The sequence below is a fragment of the Butyricicoccus sp. OF27-2pH9A genome, assembly GCF_027693185.1.
GTDB lineage: Bacteria > Bacillota > Clostridia > Oscillospirales > Butyricicoccaceae > Agathobaculum > Agathobaculum butyriciproducens.
The window spans coordinates 46,415-69,137 of the sequence record NZ_JAQEXK010000008.1; the positions used below are offsets into that span (position 1 = coordinate 46,415).

Below are 22,723 nucleotides of genomic sequence, written 5' to 3' on the forward strand. Positions count from 1 at the left end.
ATCACCATGAAGGCAACACCGCTTGAAATGAGCCTGCTGTTTGACTTCTACGGCGAGACCCTCACCGAGAAGCAGCGCGAGCTGTTTGATCTGTATTACAATGAAGATCTTTCGCTTTCCGAGATCGCCGAGCACGCCGGCATCACCCGTCAGGGTGTGCGCGACAGCATCAAGCGAGCGGAGCACGCCCTTCATGAGATGGAGGACAAGCTCGGTCTGGTGGCCCGATACGGCGACACCGAGCGGTGCGCAGAGGAACTTCAGCACGAGGTTGAGCAGCTGCATGAATTGAACGCCGCACAACTGCACAGTGCCGAGGCGGACGAGATCGTTTCCCGCATGACGGCACTGCTCGAACAGCTCAGGCAGGAGGCTTAACATGGCATTTGAAGGGCTTACCGAAAAAATTTCATCTGCTTTTAAGCACCTGCGCAGCAAGGGAAGGCTGACCGAGTCCGATATCAAGGACGCAATGAAGGAAATCCGCATGGCACTGCTCGAGGCGGACGTCAACTTCAAGGTCGCAAAGGACTTCATCAAGACTGTTACCGAAAAGGCAACGGACGCGGAGATCCTCGAAAGCCTGTCTCCGACCCAGCAGGTCATCAAGATCGTAAACGAGGAGCTGGTTTCGCTCTTGGGCGGCCAGACCACTCGTTTGACCATATCGCCGAACCCGCCCACCATCGTGATGATGGCCGGTCTGCAGGGCGCCGGCAAAACCACCAACTGCGCAAAGCTGGCCGCTCTGCTTCGCAAGCAGCAGCAGCGCCGACCGCTGCTCGTAGCCTGTGACGTTTACCGTCCGGCGGCTATCGAACAGTTAAAGGTAGTTGGCAAGCAGCTTAACATCCCCGTTTTTGACGAAGGTCAGGGCAATCCGGTCGAGATCGCAAAGCACGGCATCGACTTTGCCCGCAAGAACGGCTATGATCTGGTTTTCCTCGATACCGCAGGCCGCCTGCACATCGACGAAAAGCTGATGGACGAGCTGAAAAACATCAAAGCAACGGTCAAGCCCACCGAGATCATCCTTGTGGTGGACGCAATGACCGGTCAGGACGCCGTAACGGTCGCACAGACCTTTGACGAGGCTCTCGGCATCGACGGTGTGCTTATGTCCAAGATGGACGGCGACGCACGCGGCGGTGCAGCGCTTTCGGTCAAGGCCGTTACCGGCAAGCCGATCAAGTTCATCGGCACGGGCGAGAAGCTCGGCGATATCGAGCCGTTCCACCCGGACCGTATGGCAAGCCGCATCCTCGGCATGGGCGATGTGCTGACGCTGATCGAAAAGGCGCAGGAGTCCTTCGATCAGAAGCAGGCAGCCGAAACCGCCAAGAAGATGATGGCCGGCAAGCTGACGCTGACCGATTTTTACGATCAGCTGCAGAAAATGAAAAACATGGGCTCGATGGAGGAAATGCTCGGCATGCTGCCGGGTGTGGACGCAAAAGCCCTCGCCGGTGCAAAGATCGACGAAAAGCAGATGGCACATACCGAAGCCATCATCCAGTCTATGACCCCGAAGGAGAGAGATAATCCCTCCATCATCAACTACTCCCGCAAGAAGCGCATTGCAAACGGCTGCGGATTGTCGGTCGAGCAGGTCAACAAGCTGCTCAAGCAGTTTGAGGCCATGCAGAAGATGACCAAGCAGCTTACCAGCATGGCACGCAGCAAGGGCAAAAAGCGCCGCGGCTTCCCGGGACTGGGCAACTTCAAGCTGCCGTTTTAATCGCTATTCGTTTGTAAAGTAAATTTACAATAGATAAATTTCTATAACAGGAGGTGAAATTTCAATGGTAAAGATCAGACTGCGTCGCATGGGCGCTAAGAAGACTCCGTTCTACCGCATCGTTGTCGCTGATTCCCGTTACCCGCGTGACGGTCGTTTCATCGAGGAGATCGGCACTTACAATCCGCTGGCAGAGCCGGCTGTTGTCAACGTAAACGCTGACCGTGCTCAGGAGTGGATCAAGAACGGCGCTCAGCCGACCGATACCGTTCGCGGTATTCTGAAGAAGGCCGGTGTGCTGAATTGAGTGAGGTCGTCGAAATGAAAGAGTTACTGACTTATATAGTCGAAAATCTGGTTTCCGATCCGGCTGCGATTGCCATCACTGAGGAGATCGACGGCGATAACATTACCTACTCGCTGCGTGTAGCACCGGGAGATATGGGTCGCGTTATCGGTCGCCACGGCCGCATCGCAAAGGAAATCCGCACACTCATGAAAGCGGCAGGCAATCGCGAGAACAAGCGCGTCACAGTTGATATTCTCGACTGAGCCTGCGCGGATCGCGCCGAAGTGTTAATCACTTCAACTTGAATGAAGAGCCGGTGCCGTCAGGCGCTGGCTTTTTCCGAAAATCGCCGCAGCGCGGCGATTTTTTGTTTTATCTGCACCGATCCAGCGGGGTGTACGAACTGCGTAAGCGTGTTCGTCCCTAACGGGCGGGGTGTTTTTCGCTGAACCTCAGCGAGGAGTGGCGCCGCCTGCGGGCGGCGAGGACGCTGCGGCTGCGCGCCGCGGGCGCACAAGAGGGTAGACAACCTGCGGTTTTCCACCCTCTTGTGAATCTCCCCTTTTCCCTTAGAGGGCACGGCGAAATTTGCAGAGTTGAGACTCGCAAAGGAGCGGCAGAGGATTTTTCCTTCCGTGTCTTTCTCAACCGTTTTGCAGTGCCAGATACCGGACTGCTACACAGGCGGGTTCATTAGCGCTGGGTGCGGCATAACAGTGCCGCACAAACTCTTAACGTGTTGTGTTGGAAGGCACCTACGCAGTTAAATGTGGTGAATGTCTAAATTCGCAGGTGCCGTGCGTAGTAACGGGCTAAAGAATTGCGCGCCCCGTCCGCAGACGGCGAAATCCCCGACAGATAAACGAATCACCATCAATCCAATATCGCAGGAATAAAAACGCTCACAGGCAGGAGGAAAGAACGAATATGCCGAAGAAATTTTTAGAGGCCGGCAAGATCGTCGGCACGCACGGCGTGCGCGGCGACTTGAAGGTGCAGAGCTGGTGCGACAGCCCTGAGGTGCTGTGTGACTTTGACACGCTCTATCTGGACGAAAAAACGCCTGTGACCGTCGAAAAGGCGCAGGTTCACAAGAATGTTGTGCTTATGCACATCAAGGGCATTGACACGGTCGAGGCCGCCGAGACGATGCGAAACAAGGTGCTCCACCTCGACCGCGAGGACGTAGAGCTGCCCGAGGATCTCGTGTTCATTCAGGATATTCTGGGCTTCAAGGTGTTCGATCTGCGCGTTGACCGCGTAATCGGCCGCATCCGTGACGTACTGACCAGTAATCCGGCGCATGATATGTACGAAATCGCCGGTGAGGACGGCCGCCTGATCTACATTCCGGCCATCAAGCCGTTCCTCAAGGAGATCGACATGGAAGCCGGCGTGATCTACGTTGAGAGCATCGAGGGTCTGATCGAATGAAAATCGACATTATGACGCTGTTTCCGGAGATGATCAACGCGGTTATGCGCGAAAGCATTATCGGACGCGCACAGGACAAGGGTGTTGTCGAGGTCAAGGCAACCAACATCCGCGATTATGCGCTCGACAAGCACCACAAGGCGGATGACGCGCCCTATGGCGGCGGACGTGGACAGGTCATGCTGGCTGAGCCGCTGTATCTGTGCCATCAGGCGCTGAGTGCCGGCGAGCATGTGCACACGGTGTTCCTCTCTGCACAGGGACAGCCGTTTAACCAGCAGAAAGCGCGTGAGCTGCTCGCAAAGGAGCATTTTATTCTGGTCTGCGGCCATTATGAGGGCATTGACCAGCGCTTTATTGACGAGTGCGTGGACGAGGAGATCTCCATCGGTGACTTTGTGCTGACCGGCGGCGAGATCCCCGCGATGGCAGTTGCGGACGCAGTATGCCGCATGGTGCCGGGTGTTCTGCCGGACGAGGAAGCGTTCACGGCGGAAAGCCACTGGGACGGTCTGCTCGAGCATCCGCAGTACACCCGCCCGGAAAACTGGCGCGGCAGGGAAGTACCGGAGGTGCTTCTCTCCGGCCACCATGCCAACATCGAAGCGTGGCGGCGCGAAATGAGCCTGCGCCGCACGAAAAAGGATCGACCCGACCTGTTTGCACAGTTTCAGCCGCAGGATAAGCGGGATAAGAAGATTCTCGATAAAATGAACAGCGATGAGCGGTAAAAAGAACCCTTCGGGGTTCTTTTTTGTTGCGCAAACGCGAAAAGAGAGCCTGCTTACACAGACTCTCTTTCCGGACAGCTCCAAAAGGAAAATTATGCGTTTTCGTCGGACGGCTGCTCAAGCGCAGCCTGTTCTGCCTCACGGGCAGCTTCGCGCTTTTTCTCCAGACGCGAGCCGATAAAGTAGCCGACAGCGGCCACAACGACCGCCCAGACGGTTGTGCTCGGGGATTTCGCCAGAATATCGCCCAGACCGGTACCCTGCATCTTCTCACCGAGAATACCGACCAGTCCGCACAGGATATAGCCGACAGCGGCGCCCAGACAGGTCAGCTGGAACACATGGCGCTTCATGCCGAAGATCTTCACATCGGCAGGATCAATATCTTCTTCTTCCTCTTCTGGTTCCGCGTCGAGGATGGCGGGTGCATTTTCATCCTGCGCAGCGGGCGGGGTATCTTCGGCTGCGGCAGGCAGGGTTTCCTGCTCCTGCACATCGGAAACCGCCTGTTCTTCGTCCAGCGGCTGCTGATTTTCGCTCATAGCGAGCACTTCCTCTCTTTTCCGGAGAAACGGCGATGGGTCACATCATATTGTTATTGCGCGTGCTCTCGGACGGAATGATGATCGCGGCGATAATATACGCCAGGATACCCGAACCGCCGAGGAAGCATACAAGCGCCCATGCCAGACGGATCAAAGTCGGGTCGAGATCAAAATATTCCGCGATGCCGGCACAGACACCGCACAGCATGCGGTTGGATTCACTGCGATACAATTTCTTGCCATTCATCGTAAAGTCTCCTTTTCTTTTATCATACGTTGTTTTGTGGATTTCGTCAAGTTACATCTTGACCCTGTGCATCTTGAGGAACAAGGCCGACCTCGTATTTGCTCAGCAGGTCGATGCGGCCGCTGCCGCCGACGGTCGCGTTCAGGTCGAGCGAGAAGTCGAGCCGATAGGACTTCGTTTCGGTATCATAGCGGTTGTCATACAGTGCCGTGCCGCTGCCGTCCTCGTTGAGCTGCACCAGAGAAGTGCCGTTCAGCGTGACCGGACCGCCGTTTGTGTGCGCCTGTATATGGCACCGGCCCAGATTGGATTCCAGCAGGGATGCCGAAATGTTTCCGGTGTTGGTGTGAAGACTGATGTTCTGTGCATACAGCCCGTTGGTCGTCAGCGTGCCGTCCTGCGTGGAGAGCTTGATGCTGTCTGCGCTGAGGTTATCCTCGATGAACAGGTTTGCGGACTGCGTGCAGGCAATGTCTATCTCACGGAACGATGTGCTGTCCCGCGGGATAATGAGGGTGACAGTGCCGCTGTTCGCCCAGATGTTTGCTGTCCATTTGCCGTTTTGGGTAAAAGAGCTGGTCGCAACGCTGTAATCGCCGTCCAGCGTAAAGTCCGTGCCCGCGCCGGATACATACAGTATCTCGAAATCGCCGCCCTTGAGCGTCAGGTCGATACTGGTGATATGGTCGAGCGACTGCTTGGGCAGGCTGTAACCTTCGATGGCATTTCGGCGGGTTTCGAGGTAATCCTGCACCCAGTCAGTGTCAAAATCGCTGTCATCATCTTCATCGGCGGTGACAAGGTGGTCGCTGATGTTCACAAACTTATCGGAAAAATTTTGTGCGGCATCGCTGAACGGGTGCAGCGCACCATTATAGTACACGCTGTAAAACTGTCCGCCGAGCACATGACCGACCGTTGTCAGTCCGAGTCCGAGCACCAGCACGGCAGCGCAGGCAATAATGAGCTTTTTCATACATTTCCACCTCCTGTACGGCGGCATCTGTTGCGAATCCAGTTAAACGGCGCACGCAGCACGGCGACAAAGGCGCGGAACACCGGCGGCACAAACAGAATACTCAGCTTGATGGACAGCAGTCCGAGCAGGATACCGGCGGCAAAGGCAGCCAGTCCGTTGCCGAGTGTGACGAGCGCGTTTGCCGGTGTCGCCCACAGTGTGCAGGACAGCACGGTAATCACGGCTCCGCCGCAAATCAGCGCAAGCGGAATGCCGTACAGAATGAGCAGTACAGCGAAAATCACCGCGAGCACGGTCGCAACGATCGCCAGAAGCACGCCAAGCACGGTTGCACCTGCGCCGAATACGAGCGGCAATCCAATCGGGATGGCGAGCAGCACCAGCACAATCAGCAGCAGCGGACTGATACCGCGCCAGCGGCGCTTCTCTTTTATCGGCTGTGTATGCGGTACAGCGGTCAGTTCGCGGTAGTCCGCAAGGATTTGCGCCGCAACTTTTGCCGGCTCGCCGAGTTCCTCGATGGCCTTCGCCTCGTTTTCTGGGCCTGCGTCATCAAAATATTCTTCGTAATAGCGCAGAGCGTTCGCGCGTTCCTCCTCCGGCAAAACCGAAAGCGCACGCCGCAGCGCTGCCATATAATCTGCTCTGTTCATTCGTTCACCCCTCCAAAAAAGATCGTGTCGATCCCGCTGCGGTAGTTCTGCCAGTCGATGCGGTGCTGCCGCAGAGCGGCTCTGCCGTGCTCGGTGATCTGGTAGTAGCGGCGGTTGCGGCCCGCATAGGCCTGATCGTAGGTGGTCAGGCAGCCGTCCTTCATCAGCCGCCGAAGTACCGGATACAGCGTAGATTCGGAAATATCCAGTACCTTTTGTACGTCCTGCGTGATACGGTAGCCGTAGGTGCTCTCTCGCTCGACTACGGCAAGCACGATGCCGTCCAGCAGGGAGGACGAGATGGGATAGGACATATGGAATCCTCCTCTCCTGTGTTTCTAATAATATTATATGAGATATAATATAGTCCGTCAACAGGTATATCAAAAATAACTATGAAGGAATTGTAAATTTTGTGGGATCAGTGCAGGAAAAACACTGTTTTCGCATTGTATTCGCGGAAAAGATAGCGTATAATGGTATCTGTATAAGTATGGGCAGAGGAAACGAACGAAAGGGCGAATCTGATAAATGAAACTGGCTGTATTATTCGGCGGTATTTCGAGTGAGCACGACATCTCGTGCCTGTCTGCCGCTTCTATTTTGCGAAACCTGAATAAAGATAAATATGAAATCTATCCGGTCGGCATCACCCGCAGCGGCGAGTGGTTCTACTGCCCGGACTGTGATCCGGACCGTGTAGAGAGCGGTGCGTGGGAGCGCATGACCGGCAAGGTAAAGGTCGTTCTCGCACCCGACCGCGGCATGCACGGCATGGTGCTGCTCCGCGAGGGAGAGATCGAGATTGTCCGTCTGGACTGCGTATTCCCGGTGCTGCACGGCGTCGGCGGCGAGGACGGCACGATGCAGGGTCTGCTCGAGCTGGCCGGCATTCCGTACGTCGGCTGCGGCGTAGCCGCAAGCGCGAACACGATGGATAAGGCGCTGACCAAAAAGGTCGTTGAGGGCACCGGCGTCCGTCAGGCGCGGTACTATCTGGCGCTGAGATATGACTTTGAGCGCAATGCCGAGGCAGTAATCGCCGCGGCTGCGGAAACGCTGGGTGCGTTCCCGGTATTCGTCAAGCCGTGCTCGCAGGGCTCGTCCGTAGGCGTTGCCAAGGCGAACAATCTGCTCGAGCTGGCCGAGGGCCTGACCGAAGCCTTTAAGCTGGATACCAAGGTGCTCGTCGAGGAGTTCATCGACGGTCACGAGGTCGAGTGCGCTGTGCTCGGCAACCTCGAGCCGCAGGCCTCCACGGTCGGTGAGATCGCTCCGACGCAGGAGTTCTACACCTTTGATGCCAAGTACAAGGACGAAAGCTCGCGTCTGTACATTCCGGCACACATCACCGAGGAGCAGATTGCGGCCGTCCGTCAGGACGCCGTCCGCGTTTACACCGCACTCGGCTGCCGCGGCCTGTCGCGCGTAGACTTCTTTGTCACCCACGACAGCGGTGAGGTCGTTTTCAACGAGCTGAATGCGATTCCGGGCTTTACCTCGATCAGCATGTACCCCAAGCTGTTTGACTACGAGGGCATCGGCTATGCCGAGCTGCTCGACCGCCTGATCTCTCTGGCACTGGAGGAGCATCATGGATAAGCGCGCCATCGGCGTATTTGACTCCGGCTTGGGCGGTCTGACCGCCGTGCGCCGTCTGCACGCCCTGATGCCGCAGGAGAATATCATCTATTTCGGCGATACCGGCCGTGTGCCGTACGGTACGCGCGGCCGCGATATCATTACCAAGTATGCAAGGCAGGATGTGGCGTTTCTGCGCCAGTTTGACCTGAAATCCATCATCATTGCCTGCAACACCGTGTCCGCTATCGCGCTTGACCTGCTTTCCGAGGAGAACGACATTCCGATCATCGGTACGGTAGAGCCTGCCTGCCGCCGCGCCATGACCATGACGCAGACCGGCAGAGTCGGCGTGATCGGCACGGCGGCCACCATCCGTTCGGGTGCATACGAGAAGTATCTGCACAAAAAGGACGGCACGCTCGACCTGTTTACGCAGGCGTGTCCGCTGTTCGTGCCGCTGGTCGAGAACGGCCGCGTGCATCGCGGCGATGTGGTCATCGAAACGATCGTGAAGGAATATCTCACGCCGCTGAAGGACGCAGGTGTGGATACGCTGATTCTCGGCTGCACGCACTATCCGCTGCTCGAGGAGGTCATCGGCGACTTTATGGGTCCGGATGTGACGCTCATAGACTCGGGCGCCGAGGCGGCAAACCTCGCTTCCACGCAGTTTGACCCGAACGAGGGTACGGGCACCACGCAGTATTTCGTTTCGGACGATCCGCAGGGCTTTGACCAGCTCGCCGAGCTGTTCCTGCAGGAAAAGGTCGATGTCGGTGCGGAGCTTGTGGATATTTCCCGCTATTAAGGAGCATAGAGATATGAAGAAGGACGTTTGGCTGACGATTTCCTCTCAGCAGCAGTTTGCGGGCTGTGACGAGGAGAACATCGACCTGCAAACCGCTGCCACGCTGTACGAGCGCGGCGGAAAATATTACATCGCATACGAGGAAAGTGAACTGACCGGACTCGAAGGCACCAAGACCACCGTCAAGCTGGATGGCAAAACGGTTGCCCTCATCCGCACGGGTACGTTTCCCTCGCACATGCTGTTCGCTGAGGACGAGCGCCATGTCGGTCTGTATCAGACGCCGGTCGGCAGCGAAATGGCTATCGCCACCCACACCTCGCGGGTGCACAACACCATCGGCGAGAACGGCGGACACCTTATCATCGACTACACGGTCGAGGTGGACAACTCTCTCATGGGAGAACACCACTTTGAGATGACGGTATCGACCAAACCGAACATTCAGGTCGTTTAATAAAGTAAAAATAAGAGATTTAGATATAGGAGTGTACACATGAACGCATACGAAATCGCACGCGCCGAAGCAACCCGCGTTGTAGAAGCGGCGTACCGCAAGGCTGTAGCCGCAGGCGAGCTGCCTGAGGGCACCATTCCTCCGGTTGCAGTAGAGACCCCGAAGGATTCCTCCAACGGCGACTGGGCATCCACCTTTGCCATGCAGTGTGCAAAGCCGCTGCACATGGCGCCGCGCAAGATCGCGGAGAGCATCGTGGCAAACCTCGACCTCGAGGGCAGCTGCTTTGACACCGTGACCATTGCAGGCCCGGGCTTTATGAACTTCACGCTGAATCAGGGCTGGTACGAGCAGGCTGTCCGCGGTGTATTCACCATGGGCGAGAATTACGGCCGTACCGAGAGCAAAAAGCCGGAAAAGGTCATGGTAGAGTTCGTTTCCGCCAACCCGACCGGCCCGATGCACATGGGCAATGCACGCGGCGGTGTTCTGGGCGACTGTCTGTCCTCGGTTCTGGACTGGTCCGGCAACGACGTTACCCGTGAGTTCTACATCAACGATGCAGGCAATCAGGTAGACAAGTTCGCGCACTCGGTTGAGGGCCGCTATATCCAGGAGATCCGCGGCGAGGACGCCATCGAGTTTGACGCTTCCTGGTATCAGGGCGACGACATTAAGGCGCTGGCGCATGATCTGGTAGAGCAGTACGGCGACAGCCTGCTCGAAAAGACCCCGGAGGAGCGTTTCGCCATCATCGAGGGCTACGGTCTGCCGACCAACATTGCCCGCATGGAGCGCGACCTCAAGCGTTACAAGATCAACTACGACGTATGGTTCCGTGAGTCCACTCTGCATGAGAGCGGCTACGTTAAGGAGACCATTGATATGCTGACCGCCAAGGGCGCAACCTACGAGACCGAGGACGGCGCACTGTGGCTCCGTTCGACCGACTTCGGCTGTGACAAGGACGACGTTCTGCGCCGTGCAAACGGTTTTTATACCTACTTTGCGGCGGATATTGCCTACCATCGCAACAAGTTTGAGAAGCGCGGCTTTGACCGTGTTATCAACATTTGGGGTGCTGACCATCACGGTCATGTAAAGCGTCTGCAGTGCGCTCTGGACGCACTCGGACTGGACGGCTCGCACCGTCTGGAGATCGTGCTCATGCAGCTTGTCCGCATGATGCAGGGCGGCGAGGTTGTCCGCATGTCCAAGCGTACCGGCAAGAGCCTGACGCTGACCGACCTGCTCGACGAGATTCCGGTCGATGCAGCGCGTTTCTTCTTCAATTCCCGCGCGGCAGAGACCCAGATGGAGTTCGACCTTGACCTTGCTATCAAGCAGGATTCCGATAACCCGCTGTACTATGTGCAGTACGCGCACGCGCGTATCTGCTCTGTGCTCAAGAACGCACAGGAGAGCGGCATTGCGCTGCCGGATACCGGCAAGACCGACCTGTCCGTGCTGACCGGCGCAGATGAGCGTCAGCTCATCAAGCAGGTTGCTCTGCTGCCCGAGGAGATCGTGCAGTCCGCTGTCAGCCGCGATCCGTCGCGTCTCAACAAGTACGCCGTTGCACTGGCGCAGCAGTTCCATCATTTCTACAATGCCTGCCGCATCAAGGATGCCGAGCCGGCTGTCCGTGATGCGCGTCTGACCCTGTGCCTGGCAGCAAAGCAGACCATTGAGAACGTGCTGAAGCTCATCGGCGTAGATGCACCGGAGTCGATGTGACAACGTATAGGGGACTTCAAAAGTCCCCTATATACGAAGTATGGTTCCGGAGAAACCATACTTCGATACCCGAATGACGCGCTCCAAGAGCGCTGGGTCGGGGTAACAAAACCCACGCACATGTCGCGGGTTTTGTTGCGGCGCATGCGCCGCTGATTGAAAGCCGCCGTGTAACGGCGGCCGTCTGCGGACGGGACCAATGGCTCGGTTTTTCGGTAAAAAACCTGCCATGCGGTTACGTTTTGCAAGCAAAACGGATTTTTTGCCGCGCTGAGCGCGGAGGAGAACCACATGAAAAAATTAGCCAAAAGATTAGCGGCACTGGCGATGACGGCGGCAATGATGACCGCCTCTGCCGGTGCGATCACGCAGGACGGACAGAGCGAAACGTGGTTTGACGGCGTTTGGGCGCTCATTGATGCTTTCGGCCTCAAGGCAGAGCATGATCCGTACGTTCTGCAGAACTATATCAATAAATATCTGGAAAAGCATCCGGATGAGATGTATGACGTGCTCAACGACATTCTCTCGCTGCTCGATACGCATTCCATGTATCTGTCGAGCGAGGAGTATTCGCAGGGCTTTTCGACGCTTGAGGGCTTTGTCGGCATCGGTGTCGGCCTGCAGGAGACAGAAAACGGCGTACAGATTGCTGAGGTCATGCGCTATTCAGCGGCGGAGGAAGCCGGTCTGCAGATTGGCGATCTTATCGTGAAAATCAACGGTGAGGACGCAACCAAGCTGAAAAATGCCGATGTAGCGTCTAAGCTGCGCGGCGAGGAAGGCACGTCGGTCAAGCTGACCGTGCGCCGCTACGGACGGGACATTACCGTTACCTGTGAGCGCCGTCAGGTCAACCGCGTGTACGTTTCCAACAAGACGATGGCGGACGGTGTGGAGTACATCAAGGTCAGCGCCATCGGCTCGCAGAACGACTGGTCGGCGTTTTCGGAGATTTGGGACAGCCTGCCGTCCAAGAACACCCGTGCGGTCATTCTCGACCTGCGCGGCAACGGCGGCGGCCTGATCGACGCGGCGCTCAAAATGGCCAATGTTATGACACCGGTCAAGGATGCAGAGCTTGCCGGCGTGCGCTACCGCGATGATATGGGCGGTCTGGAGCAGACCTATTCGACCGGCAATGCGCTGCCGCTTAACAAGATTGTCGTTCTGGTGGACGGCGGCACGGCTTCCGCGGCGGAGCTGCTGGCAGGCAGCCTGCAGGATACCGGCTCGGCGACGCTCATCGGCAGCAAGACCTACGGCAAGGGACAGGGGCAGTTCCACATTGATCTGGTAAACGGCGACAAGCTGGTCATCACCACGCTGGAGCTCGAGCTGCCCAAGCAGGGCTGCTGGGAAGGTGTCGGCCTGACGCCGGATATCCAGCTGGAAAACCGCAAGGTTACGGTCAATACCAAGGATCTCAAACCGCTCGATACGAGCACAACCCTGCGTTTTGGCGACAGCTCGGACGTGGTTTACGCCATGACCGAGCGCCTGTCGCTGCTGGGACTGCTCACCGAAGCAACCGGCAGGTATGACGGCGACGTAGCGGACGTGGTAGCGTCCTTCCGGGCGGCTTACGATCTGCCTGCGGCGCTGTATGCGTCTCCGGAAATGCTGAGCGCACTGGATGAAGCGGTTACTGCGCTGAACGGCCAGACCTATCTGGTGGACGATCAGCTGCAGAGCGCACTTGAAATGTGCAGGCTGGCGGCGGCAAAACCGCAGCAGTATACCGCTAAGAGTGACGGCAGCTGGACGAAAAAGTAAACTTTATCAACTGAAATATGAATATTTTTCATCTTCTTAGGAGGAAGAACAACCTTGGATATTCCTTTATGTCAATCCGAGCATAAACCGCAGCTTTTGCTGAACAATCCGGCGGCAATTTCGCTGTATCATACCGCGCCCGAGCAGTTTGCAGGCGCGCTTGCACCGAATGCTGAACTGTGCGATGCATGGGCTGAAGAGCTGGCGCCGCTGCCGGTCGGTCTGGCGCTCGAGTGCCCGCCCGAACCCGATGCGGAGCACTGCGAACGCCCGATCACCATGCACTACATTGAGCAGTGCAAGGAGGTCTTCCGTCCTCTGCTGCACGATGATGCGGCGTTCTATTATCTGCATGGCGCGCCGACGTTTCCGGCACTGCGTGCCGCTGTGCTGGCTCTGGGCGATCTGTGCGGCCGAACGGTAATTGCGGAGCTGCAGGTGGAGGACGATGAAGGCCATCTGCCGGACGGCACGGATGTGCGGGCGGCTATCGGTGTGCTGCAGCGCATTGGCGTTACGACTGTGCTGATCAGCGCACACGATCCCGAATCGCTGACGCAGGCGCTCGAAATCGCAGCGCCGTATGCGCGGCTGTCGCTCGGCGTGTGCATGCACGCGGACTGGCTGTCTCAAACCACACTGTACAACACCGAGGTCATTATGCCCGACATTACGGAAGCATTTGTCGCAGCGCTGCGCGGCAATCAGGTGGCGTGCAAAACGCTGCCGCGCGATCACGATGATTTTATCTGTGCGCCGGATGGCAAGCACGCGCATTTTATCGCTCCGACCATCGACATTTCGGACGAGATCGAGTGCGGTCCGCATCTGGATGAGGATCTCATCGAAGCCGAGGATGATTCGGGTGCGTTCAAGCTGCTGCTCGAAACCGAAGAGGATGTTGTCACACTGGAGGAATCCCGCTATATGATTTCGCGTCCGCTGTGCCTGTGCGCGGAATCTGCCGACCTGCTGGAGCAGGGTCTGCGGGTATTTCCGGGACTTGCACTGTATGACGGCACATGGGAGCAGGAAGACGCGGTCATTTCGTACTTCGAGACGAAATACGGCATGATCCGCTTATAGGGGACTTCAAAAGTCCCCTATATACGAAAGACGGTTCCGGAGAAACCGCCTTTCGATACCCGAATGACGTGCCCCAGGGGCACTGGGGCGGGGAAACAAAACCCACGCACATGTCGCGGGTTTTGTTGCGGCGCAATGCGCCGCGGATTGAATGCTGCCGCAGAGCGGCAGTCGCCTGCGGGCGGCCGCTATCCTTGCGCGACTTCTTGGTCGCGCTGCGGGACCAAAGACTCGGTTTTCTGGACGAAAACCGGTCTTGTAGTTGCAATTATGCAAGCAAATTGTTATTGAATACCGCGCGGAGCGCGGTTATCTGGATAGGAAAGGCAGGGTGGAACCTATGGACTGGAGAGAAGTTACGATCTACACGACGACCGAGGGCATCGGTCCGGTCGAAGCACTGCTCGAGGACAATGGCGTAGAAGGCTATGTGCTTGAGGATGCGGCGGATTTTGAAGAATTTCTCAAGGACACCGAAATATACTGGGACTATGTAGACGAGGACCTGGTGCGCGAGAAGCGTGCACAGGAGACCTGTCTCAAAATCTATCTGCCGGACAGCGACGAGGGTGCAAAGCAGTACGCGGATATCCGTGCCGCGCTGGAAAACCTCAAGGCGCGCGATGAGGAGCACGCCTGGGGCCGACTGTGTACCGAAACCGCGCTGACCCGTCAGGAGGACTGGGAGTGGGGATGGAAGCAGTATTTCAAGCCGTTCCCGGTGGGACGCGGCTTTATGATCAAGCCCTCGTGGGAAACGGTTGAGGATCCGCAGGGCCGCCGTATTCTGGAGATCGACCCGGCGTCGTCCTTCGGCACCGGCAGCCACGACACGACCCAGCTGTGCATGATGGCGCTCGAGGATGAGGTAAAGCCGGGCGACAAGCTGCTCGATATGGGCACTGGCTCGGGTATTCTGGCCATTGCGGCGGCTATGCTCGGCGCGGATGTGCAGACCATCGTCGATATCGACGAGAACTGTCTGAAAACTGCACATGAAAATGCGGAAAAAAATCATGTCGAGATCGGCAGAGGTCTGTGCGGCGATGCGCTGCGCGACCCGAAGCTCGCCGAGGACATCGGCAGCGGCTACGACGTGATCGTGGCGAATATCGTGGCTGATGTCATCATCGGCATGTCGCCCATGTTTGCGGATAAGCTGGTCAAGGGCGGCACACTGATCTGCTCCGGCATCCTCAACGAGCGTGCCGAGGAGGTGCGCGCGGCGCTGGAAAAGAGCGGATTTACGATTCTTTCGCACGAGAAGAGCGATGACTGGAGCGCTTTTGCTGCGAAAAAGTGATTTGTTTCAGGATTCACGGAATGTTCACTTGCCAAACGGCTGTTTTTTTGCTAAAATAGGAAAGGTTATTTGATTATTATGCCTCGATTTTTTGTCGATCAGCAGCCGCAGGACGGCGTGCTGACCCTTACCGGAGAAAACGCGCATCATGCGGGACGTGTTCTGCGTCTGCGTGTCGGCGAAGGTGTTACCCTGTGTGACGGTGCCGGAATGGATTTTGACTGCACGGTGGAAGCCGTGGAGAAGGAAGCCGTGACCTGCCGGGTCGTAAGCTGCCACGCGGCGGATACCGAGCCGAAGCAGTCTATCACGCTGTTTATGGCGCTGCCCAAGGGCGACAAAATGGAATTTATCGTGCAGAAGGCGGTAGAACTCGGCGTCAGCCGTATCGTGCCGTATCTGTCCAAGAATTGCGTTTCCCGACCGGATAAGACCGAAAAGAAGGTGGAACGCTGGCGTAAAATCGCTGCCGAGGCAGCAAAGCAGTGCGGCAGAGGACGTCTGCCGGAGGTGGCAGCCGTTGTACCGGTCGCTCAGGCAATCGCGCAGGCGGCGGAAAGCGAAACGGCACTGTTTTTCTACGAAAACGAGAAGCGGACCGGTCTGCACGATGCGCTTGCAGGCGGTGTCAGGGACACGGTTTCGCTGATGGTCGGGCCGGAGGGCGGCTTCGATCCGGCTGAAGCAAAGGCAGCCGTGGACGCGGGACTGCAGAGCGTTTCGCTCGGTACACGCATCCTGCGGTGTGAGACTGCGCCGATTGCGGCGCTTGCGGCCGTGCTCTATGCCGGCGGCAACATGTGAGAAGAAATAAAGGGAGTGTTAAACATTGGCAAAAAACAATGTGGGTAAAAAGCCAATTTCTCAGGAAGAGTATACCACCAACAAGGTGCTCGCAGTATTCAGTGTGTGCCTGCTCGGCGTGCTGGTACTGATGATTCTCGAGCGCCTGCTGGGCTACAGCAACACCTGGAAGACCGGCGTGCTGGTAACACGGGTGCTGCTCGGTGTGGGCATTGTCGGCGCGGTAGCCGGCATCATCATGCTGGGACAGGAGCATGCAGGCAAGCGCAGCAGCGTGCGCCGCATCGTGTGCGGACGCAATATGCTGATTGCAAGCATCGTTGCCATCGTGTTCCTGACCGCGATCAACTACTACGGCACCATGCCGATCAAGGCGATGTATGTTGTTCTGCCGGTTCTGGCAGTGTATTATCTGGTGTATCATTCTTATGCGCCGGAATTTTTCCTGATTGCAGTAGATACCGGTGTGGGTGTTGCGGCGATGCTGGTGATTCACCGTGCACTGGTTTCGGCTAACCATACGTGGATGTCCACCGTGGCGGTAGCGGGTACCGCGGTGCTGGCGCTGATCCAGATCGGTGTTACGGCTTCTCTGCGCCGCAAGAAGGGCAAGTTCACCTTCCGCGGCAGCAAGATCGACACCCGGTTCAGCAAGAACGCGTACCTGATGCTCACCATTACGCCGATCGTGATGGTAGCGCTGACGGCGGTCGTTGTACTTGCGGCAAGCCATGTCATGATCGCACTGGGTGCGGCAGCGGCATATCTGTTCATCACTGCGGTATATTACACCGTGAAGCTGATGTGATAATTGCATTTTTGTCGAAGCGCGGCGCGTTTTGACGGTTAGACAGCGGGCGGCGCAGCCGCCCGCTTTGTCATACCCGAAGGAGGGGACGTATGAGACGATTTTTCGGCTTTCTGCTGACCATGACTCTGCTTGGCGGCGGTGCATTCTGGCTGCCGTATCTGCAGGCGAAGCCGGTGGATAATGTCTATCAGGCGGCAGATCTGCTCCGGCAGGACGCGGAGAACGGCGGAAACGGCGTTGCCTTCCGCGAGGACAACGTGGACGCGGACGAGGTGTACCGGGCACTGGAGGCGCAGTATCCATACGCATTCGCGCTGCACGCGGTAACACGGCCGAACAAGACCATTGAGCTGAACACTGAGGTTTCTCGGCAGGCGCGGCAGGAGCAGGCGTGGGAGTACGCCAGGGCTCTGGCGGCAGGCTCGGTTTCGCAGACCATGACGGCAGAGGAGAAGCTGCGTGCGCTGCATGATACCCTTATCCGCCAGTGTGAGTACGATGTGAATACGGCAGAGGAGGACGCTCCGGACGGCTCGGCACCCGCTTTCGCGGCAGACGGCGCGCTGCTCGATCATAAGGCTGTGTGTGCCGGTTACGGCCGTGCGTATGAGATGCTGTGCAAGGCGGCAGGCATTCAGGTCATCTATGTCGCATCCGAGGAAATGAATCACGGCTGGAATGCTGTGCGGCTGGGCGGCACAACATATTACATCGACTGCACGTTTGACGACCCGATCCCGGACAGAGGCGAATATGTATCCAATCAGTATTTTATGCTCACCGGAGAAGAACTGGCGCAGACGCATACCTGGAATGAGGCGTTTTACGAGCAGCTTCTGGACAGTCTGGAACAGGGTGGGAAATAGCGAAAAAATCGGTTCCAAAACTTTTTCAAAAAAATTTGAAAAAAGGTGTTGACATTTACTCGATTATGGACTATACTAAACAAGTCGTCAGCGAGCGGGCGATAACAACGGAAAAGGATATGGCGGTATAGCTTAGTTGGCTAGAGCGTCCGGTTCATACCCGGAAGGTCATTGGTTCAAGTCCAATTACCGCTACCATTTTCCCTTGGCCCGTTGGTCAAGCGGTCAAGACACCGCCCTTTCACGGCGGTAACGGGGGTTCGATTCCCCCACGGGTCACCACTTGGAAGTTTAGCTCAGCTGGGAGAGCATCTGCCTTACAAGCAGAGGGTCAGCGGTTCGAGCCCGTTAACTTCCACCACGAAAACCACTCACGAAAGTGAGTGGTTTTTCTTTTTGTTTTTTTAGGAGCACCGACTTTCTGGGGCGCGCGAGTTGCGTCGGCAATATGCTCTTTCCGGGCGGCAGTTTTTTTCAGCAACGGCTGAGCGGGGTACTCGAACTGCGTAAGCGTGTTCGTCCCTTTCCGGGCGGGAGGTTTTTCGCTTGAAATCAAGCGAGGGGTTGCGCTCTGCGGAGCGCGGGGATTCGCCGCGCCCCGCGGCGGGGCAAGAGGGTAGACACCAAGGTTTCTACCCTCTTAACTCCCACTTCCTTTTGGGAGGGTCTGGCGTAGATTGCCGACATGTGACCGCTGCGAAACAGGGGAACGGCAGTCGGGTTACTCTTGCGTTTGTTTCGCAAGATATTCGCAGTTCACAGACAGCGTACTGCTACACATACGGTTTACTCTACGCAGGCGCGGCATAGCAGTGCCGCGCAACTCTTTAACACGTTATACCGCACGGCACCTACGAATTAAGCGTTTGGTACAATTTATCCTCGTAGGTGCTGTCTATCATAACGTGCTGACGAATTGTGCGGCACGGTTATGTCGCACTCTGCGTTGATTAACCCGCATGTGTAGCAGTACGCTGTCTGTGAACTGCGAAAAGGTGGAGAAAGACACGCTGCGGTCACCCGACTGCCGTACTCCTTTTCGAAGCGGTCACATATAGGAAATCTGTGCCAGATTAGGAAGCAAGGGAAAGGTAGGAGTTCAAAGAGGAGGGGAAACCGTAGGTGTCCCTTCCTTTTTGCCCCCGCCGCGGGGCGCGGCACGTTCCCGCCGTCCGCAGACGGCGAATCCCCCGCTGAGGTTCAGCGGAAAACTCTCCGCCCGGAAAGGGACGAACACGCTTGCGCAGTTCGAGTACCCCGCTCAGCCGGTGCTGAGAAATGCTGCCCGGATAGGGCGAACAGCCTGCGCGGTTCGTGCATCCTAGCGGGTCGGTGCCGGAATAGCCTGCGTTGCGGTTAAACCACCGCAACTTCACATAAACTACGTTTGCGTTACTCCCACATATACGGTATAATATAACCCGTTAGACAAACTTTTCCGGAATCGAGGGAAATTATGCAACAAGTGACCCGAAAAACGCTGGGTGCGGGAATCAATCTCACCTGCGTGACCACACCGAAGTTTAAGCGGGCAGTGCTGCGTGCGATGCTGGTGCTGCCGCTCGGCGGCGAGGATGCCGCGCTGCGCGCGTGTCTGCCGCAGGTTTTGCGCCGCGGCACGGCCAGGCTGAACGATATGCAGGCGTTCGGCACCGCACTCGATGAGCTGTACGGCGCCCGTATCGAAGCCGCAGTGCGCAAGGAAGGCGAAAACCTGTGCATCGGCTTTCTGTCCGACTGTATTGATGAGGCTTATGCACCGGGAGCCGACGGCCTGACCGCCGGTGTGATCGGTCTGCTGTGCGATCTGCTATACGATCCGTATCTGCAGGATGGCCTGTTCTGCGCCGCCTATGCAGAGGGGGAACGCGGCAATCTGATCGACCGCATTGCCGCACTCAAAAACGATCCGCGTTCGTGGGCGCCGCGCCGACTGAACGAGCTCATGTGCGAAAACGAGGACTACGGAAAGTCCGCGCTCGGTACGATCGAGCAGGCGGAGCGCATTACGCCGGAAACGTTGTACGCGGCCTATCGCCGTGCGCTGAGTGAGGCGCAGGTGGAGCTGTTCTACTGCGGTACGATGATGCCGGACGAGGTGGAAGCGCACTTCATGGCAACGCCGCTGGCCCAGCCGCGCGAGGGCACGCTGTATCAGCCGCACACGGTCGTGCAGGCGCGGCCTGCCGGTGATGTTCGTGAGGTCGTTGAGGATGCCGAGGTAACCCAGGGCAAGCTGTCGCTCGGCTTCCGTACCGGCGGTGCATCACTGACCGGCGGAGAACCGGCGGCGTACTGGATGTTCCAGACCATCTACGGCGGCTCGACGAGCGCGAAGCTGTTCCTCAACGTGCGAGAGAAAAAATCGCTGTGCTACTATGCAAGCGCACAGTTTGTGGCATCTAAGGGACTGATGATCGTGGGCTCCGGCATTGAGAACAGAAATTTCGAGGTCGCACGCGATGAAATCCTGCACCAGCTGGATTTGTGCCGTGCAGGCGAAATTACGGATGCAGAACTCGAAAGCGCACGCAAAACGCTGGTCAACGGCTGGCGCACTATGCTCGACGACCCGCTTACACTCGAGCGCTACTGGATGGGACAGGCGGCCGCAGGCACGCTCGTATCGCCCGAGGTGCGCATCGAGCAGGTGGCCAATATCACGCGCGAGCAGGTCATTGCCGCGGCACAGAGCACAGCGCTTGACACGGTATTCTTTATGAAGGGAGCGGCAAAATGACAAAGAATGATTCCGCTCTGCACGAGAGTATGCAGACCCGCACGCTGGCAAACGGTCTGCGCATTTGCTATCTGCCCAAGGAGGGCTTCAGCAAGACCTTCGCCATTCTGGCGACCGATTTCGGTTCGGTGGACGCATCGTTCACCTTTGAGGGCAAGCGGTATGACACACCGGCGGGCGTTGCGCACTTCCTTGAGCACAAAATGTTCGAGGATGAGGACGGCAACGCACTGCAGAAATTCGCCCGCACCGGTGCAAGCCCGAACGCCTTCACGAGCCACACCATGACGGCGTATCACTTTTCCTGCACCGACCGGTTTGAGGAGAATCTGGAGATTCTGCTTAAATTCGTGTTCACGCCGTACTTCACGGATGAAAACGTGGAGAAGGAACGCGGCATTATCAATCAGGAGATCCGCATGGTAGAGGACACACCCAATTGGGAGGTGTTCGTCGGCGCGTATGAGGGGCTGTATCGTAATCATCCGGTGCGTGTGTCCATTCCGGGCAGCGAGGAGAGCATTTCGCATATTACACCGGAGCTGCTGTACACCTGTCACCGTGCGTTTTACAGTCCGAAGAACATGGCACTCGTGGTGTGCGGCACAGCGGACTTTGAGCAGGTATGCCGCATGGCAGAGGAGATTTCACCGAAGGACGCACCGGAGATCGGTCAGCGTCATTACGGCGAGCGCCGCGCGGAAGTCCATCAGCCGGTTGTGACGCGCAAAATGCAGGTGTCGCTGCCGCAGTGCATGGTCGGCTTTAAGGACGAGCCGGTTCCGGCAGGCGAAAGCCGCCTGCGCCGCAGTCTGATCGGTGATCTGGCGGTGCGTATTCTGTGCGGCGATACCTCTCCGTTATATGCAAAGCTGTACGAGAAGCGGCTGCTCGGACGCGATTTTGATGTGGATTATTCGCTCATTCCGGATGGCGCATGCGCGATCCTCGGCGGCGAGAGCCGAGATCCTGCGGCCGTGCGCGAAGCGCTCGAGCGGGAGACTGCACGGCTGGCGCAGGAGGGCATCGAGCCGAAGCTGTTCCGCCGCATGAAGAACGCGCTGTACGGCATGCGTTTGCGTATGCTGGATGTGCCCGATCTGTATGCACGGCAGGAGATCGCTTCTGCTTTTGCAGGCGAGCATTATCTGGATTTTGCCGGGCTGTTTGACACCATTCATGCGGAGGATGTGCAGGAAATGTTCCGCCGCTGGGCACAGCCGAACCGCTCGACCATGTCGGTGGTAGAGCCGAAGTAACGATAGAAAGAAGAAAGATCATGGAACACACAATTTCATTTCCGGCGCTCGGCCTGAACCTTGACATCAACCGTGTCGCTGTCAATCTGTTCGGCAAGGATATTTACTGGTATGGCATTATTATCTGTCTGGGCTTCGTGCTGGCGGCGCTGTATGTCAATCGGCGGACGCAGGAGTTCGGCGTTATGTCGGACAATCTGATGGACTGCCTGATCATCTGTGTGCCGGTCGGCATCATCAGCGCCCGCATTTACTATGTGGCGTTTGAATGGGGCTATTACAGCCAGCATCCGGATGAGATCATCGCCATCTGGAAGGGCGGCATCGCAATTTACGGTGCGGTCATCGGTGTTGTGATCGCACTGGCGGTGTACAGCAGAATGAAGAAACTGTCGTTTGCCAGCCTGTGCGATCTGGCGGCGTTCGGTCTGCTGATCGGTCAGTGCATCGGAAGATGGGGCAACTTTGTCAACGGTGAGGCACATGGAGGTGCAACCTCTCTGCCGTGGGGCATGAGCATTGACGGCGCCTCTCCGGTGCATCCGACCTTCCTGTATGAGTCGCTGTGGAATCTGGTGGGCTTTATTGCACTGCATTTCTACTCGAAGAAGCGCAAGTTTGGGGGCGAAATGGCGCTGCTGTATGTAGCGTGGTACGGTTTGGGACGTGCGTGGATCGAGGGCCTGCGGACGGACAGCCTGTATCTCGGCCCGGTGCGCGTATCGCAGCTGCTGGCCGGCATAAGCTGCATTGCAGCGATTGTTGTGCTGGTACGGCAGTATAACCGCATCAAGGTTGAAAAGGCGTTCTACGCGCCGGAGCAGGACAAGGCGGACGAGAAAAAAGGCGAATAATATTTCACGATAAAGGAGAACG

The 22,723-nt window shown here is 57.2% G+C and carries 24 protein-coding genes and 3 tRNA genes; 22 read left to right on the top strand and 5 right to left on the bottom strand.

Annotated elements, in window-relative coordinates; genetic code table 11:
- Positions 1-6: 6 nt before the first annotated feature.
- The 6 genes from ylxM (at position 7) to trmD (ending at position 4,192) form a co-directional block, all read left to right on the top strand.
- A complete protein-coding gene (gene ylxM, locus PG722_RS07710) occupies positions 7-378 on the top strand; it encodes a YlxM family DNA-binding protein (RefSeq protein WP_110435979.1) in 372 nt (123 codons plus the stop codon).
- Between the two features lies 1 nt (position 379).
- A complete protein-coding gene (gene ffh / locus PG722_RS07715; protein ID WP_270580190.1) occupies positions 380-1,738 on the top strand; it encodes a signal recognition particle protein in 1,359 nt (452 codons plus the stop codon).
- A gap of 64 nt (positions 1,739-1,802) precedes the next feature.
- Positions 1,803-2,045, top strand: coding sequence for a 30S ribosomal protein S16 (gene rpsP, locus PG722_RS07720; RefSeq protein WP_110435981.1), 243 nt, complete (start codon positions 1,803-1,805; stop codon positions 2,043-2,045).
- A gap of 14 nt (positions 2,046-2,059) precedes the next feature.
- Positions 2,060-2,290: a KH domain-containing protein gene (locus tag PG722_RS07725; protein WP_110435982.1), complete on the top strand. Its 231-nt coding sequence runs from the start codon at positions 2,060-2,062 to the stop codon at positions 2,288-2,290.
- 664 nt (positions 2,291-2,954) lie between these two features.
- Complete coding sequence (gene rimM / locus PG722_RS07730) at positions 2,955-3,461, top strand: ribosome maturation factor RimM (RefSeq protein ID WP_270580192.1); 507 nt, start codon at positions 2,955-2,957, stop codon at positions 3,459-3,461.
- Positions 3,458-4,192 (top strand): tRNA (guanosine(37)-N1)-methyltransferase TrmD, encoded by a 735-nt coding sequence (gene trmD / locus PG722_RS07735; protein ID WP_110435984.1) that lies wholly within the window; start codon positions 3,458-3,460, stop codon positions 4,190-4,192. The genes rimM and trmD overlap by 4 nt, the downstream gene beginning before the upstream one ends.
- 92 nt (positions 4,193-4,284) lie before the next feature.
- On the opposite strand, the gene PG722_RS07740 is transcribed toward trmD, so the two are convergent.
- The 5 genes from PG722_RS07740 to PG722_RS07760 are packed head-to-tail and all read right to left on the bottom strand — an operon-like array spanning position 4,285 to position 6,930.
- Positions 4,285-4,734: a hypothetical protein gene (locus PG722_RS07740; protein WP_270580193.1), complete on the bottom strand. Its 450-nt coding sequence runs from the start codon at positions 4,732-4,734 to the stop codon at positions 4,285-4,287.
- 40 nt (positions 4,735-4,774) lie between these two features.
- Positions 4,775-4,984: a PspC domain-containing protein gene (locus tag PG722_RS07745; protein WP_110435986.1), complete on the bottom strand. Its 210-nt coding sequence runs from the start codon at positions 4,982-4,984 to the stop codon at positions 4,775-4,777.
- Between the two features lie 46 nt (positions 4,985-5,030).
- Positions 5,031-5,960: a DUF4097 family beta strand repeat-containing protein gene (locus PG722_RS07750; protein WP_270580194.1), complete on the bottom strand. Its 930-nt coding sequence runs from the start codon at positions 5,958-5,960 to the stop codon at positions 5,031-5,033.
- Positions 5,957-6,616 carry a DUF1700 domain-containing protein gene (locus PG722_RS07755; protein WP_119189524.1) on the bottom strand — a complete coding sequence of 220 codons (660 nt, stop codon included), beginning with the start codon at positions 6,614-6,616 and terminating at the stop codon, positions 5,957-5,959. The genes PG722_RS07750 and PG722_RS07755 overlap by 4 nt, the downstream gene beginning before the upstream one ends.
- Complete coding sequence (locus PG722_RS07760) at positions 6,613-6,930, bottom strand: PadR family transcriptional regulator (RefSeq protein WP_110435989.1); 318 nt, start codon at positions 6,928-6,930, stop codon at positions 6,613-6,615. The genes PG722_RS07755 and PG722_RS07760 overlap by 4 nt, the downstream gene beginning before the upstream one ends.
- Before the next feature lie 217 nt (positions 6,931-7,147).
- Here PG722_RS07760 and PG722_RS07765 point away from each other — a divergent pair, with 217 nt between their 5' ends.
- The 16 genes from PG722_RS07765 (at position 7,148) to lgt (ending at position 22,701) form a co-directional block, all read left to right on the top strand.
- A complete protein-coding gene (locus tag PG722_RS07765; protein ID WP_118480915.1) occupies positions 7,148-8,218 on the top strand; it encodes a D-alanine--D-alanine ligase family protein in 1,071 nt (356 codons plus the stop codon).
- On the top strand, positions 8,211-9,008 hold the full coding sequence (gene murI, locus PG722_RS07770; RefSeq protein ID WP_117752043.1) for a glutamate racemase: 798 nt from the start codon (positions 8,211-8,213) through the stop codon (positions 9,006-9,008). The genes PG722_RS07765 and murI overlap by 8 nt, the downstream gene beginning before the upstream one ends.
- A 13-nt stretch (positions 9,009-9,021) precedes the next feature.
- Entirely contained in the window at positions 9,022-9,465 is a 444-nt protein-coding gene (locus PG722_RS07775) for a DUF1934 domain-containing protein (protein ID WP_118361062.1), read from the top strand.
- A gap of 39 nt (positions 9,466-9,504) precedes the next feature.
- Entirely contained in the window at positions 9,505-11,202 is a 1,698-nt protein-coding gene (gene argS / locus PG722_RS07780) for an arginine--tRNA ligase (RefSeq protein WP_270580196.1), read from the top strand.
- A gap of 291 nt (positions 11,203-11,493) precedes the next feature.
- Entirely contained in the window at positions 11,494-12,978 is a 1,485-nt protein-coding gene (locus PG722_RS07785; RefSeq protein WP_270580197.1) for a S41 family peptidase, read from the top strand.
- 54 nt (positions 12,979-13,032) lie between these two features.
- Positions 13,033-14,064 (top strand): hypothetical protein, encoded by a 1,032-nt coding sequence (locus PG722_RS07790; RefSeq protein WP_270580199.1) that lies wholly within the window; start codon positions 13,033-13,035, stop codon positions 14,062-14,064.
- Between the two features lie 340 nt (positions 14,065-14,404).
- Positions 14,405-15,367 (top strand): 50S ribosomal protein L11 methyltransferase, encoded by a 963-nt coding sequence (gene prmA / locus PG722_RS07795; RefSeq protein ID WP_270580201.1) that lies wholly within the window; start codon positions 14,405-14,407, stop codon positions 15,365-15,367.
- Between the two features lie 78 nt (positions 15,368-15,445).
- Positions 15,446-16,171 carry a 16S rRNA (uracil(1498)-N(3))-methyltransferase gene (locus PG722_RS07800; RefSeq protein WP_118648203.1) on the top strand — a complete coding sequence of 242 codons (726 nt, stop codon included), beginning with the start codon at positions 15,446-15,448 and terminating at the stop codon, positions 16,169-16,171.
- Positions 16,172-16,196: 25 nt separating this feature from the next.
- Positions 16,197-16,979: a hypothetical protein gene (locus tag PG722_RS07805; RefSeq protein ID WP_117752048.1), complete on the top strand. Its 783-nt coding sequence runs from the start codon at positions 16,197-16,199 to the stop codon at positions 16,977-16,979.
- Positions 16,980-17,071: 92 nt separating this feature from the next.
- A complete protein-coding gene (locus PG722_RS07810; protein ID WP_270580203.1) occupies positions 17,072-17,848 on the top strand; it encodes a transglutaminase domain-containing protein in 777 nt (258 codons plus the stop codon).
- Between the two features lie 121 nt (positions 17,849-17,969).
- Positions 17,970-18,046, top strand: a tRNA-Met gene (locus PG722_RS07815).
- Between the two features lie 9 nt (positions 18,047-18,055).
- Positions 18,056-18,130, top strand: a tRNA-Glu gene (locus PG722_RS07820).
- A 3-nt stretch (positions 18,131-18,133) separates the two neighbouring features.
- Positions 18,134-18,209, top strand: a tRNA-Val gene (locus tag PG722_RS07825).
- A gap of 1,095 nt (positions 18,210-19,304) precedes the next feature.
- Entirely contained in the window at positions 19,305-20,588 is a 1,284-nt protein-coding gene (yfmF, locus tag PG722_RS07830; protein ID WP_270580206.1) for an EF-P 5-aminopentanol modification-associated protein YfmF, read from the top strand.
- Complete coding sequence (gene yfmH / locus PG722_RS07835) at positions 20,585-21,847, top strand: EF-P 5-aminopentanol modification-associated protein YfmH (protein ID WP_270580207.1); 1,263 nt, start codon at positions 20,585-20,587, stop codon at positions 21,845-21,847. The genes yfmF and yfmH overlap by 4 nt, the downstream gene beginning before the upstream one ends.
- Before the next feature lie 20 nt (positions 21,848-21,867).
- A complete protein-coding gene (lgt, locus tag PG722_RS07840) occupies positions 21,868-22,701 on the top strand; it encodes a prolipoprotein diacylglyceryl transferase (RefSeq protein WP_270580209.1) in 834 nt (277 codons plus the stop codon).
- Positions 22,702-22,723 lie beyond the last annotated feature (22 nt).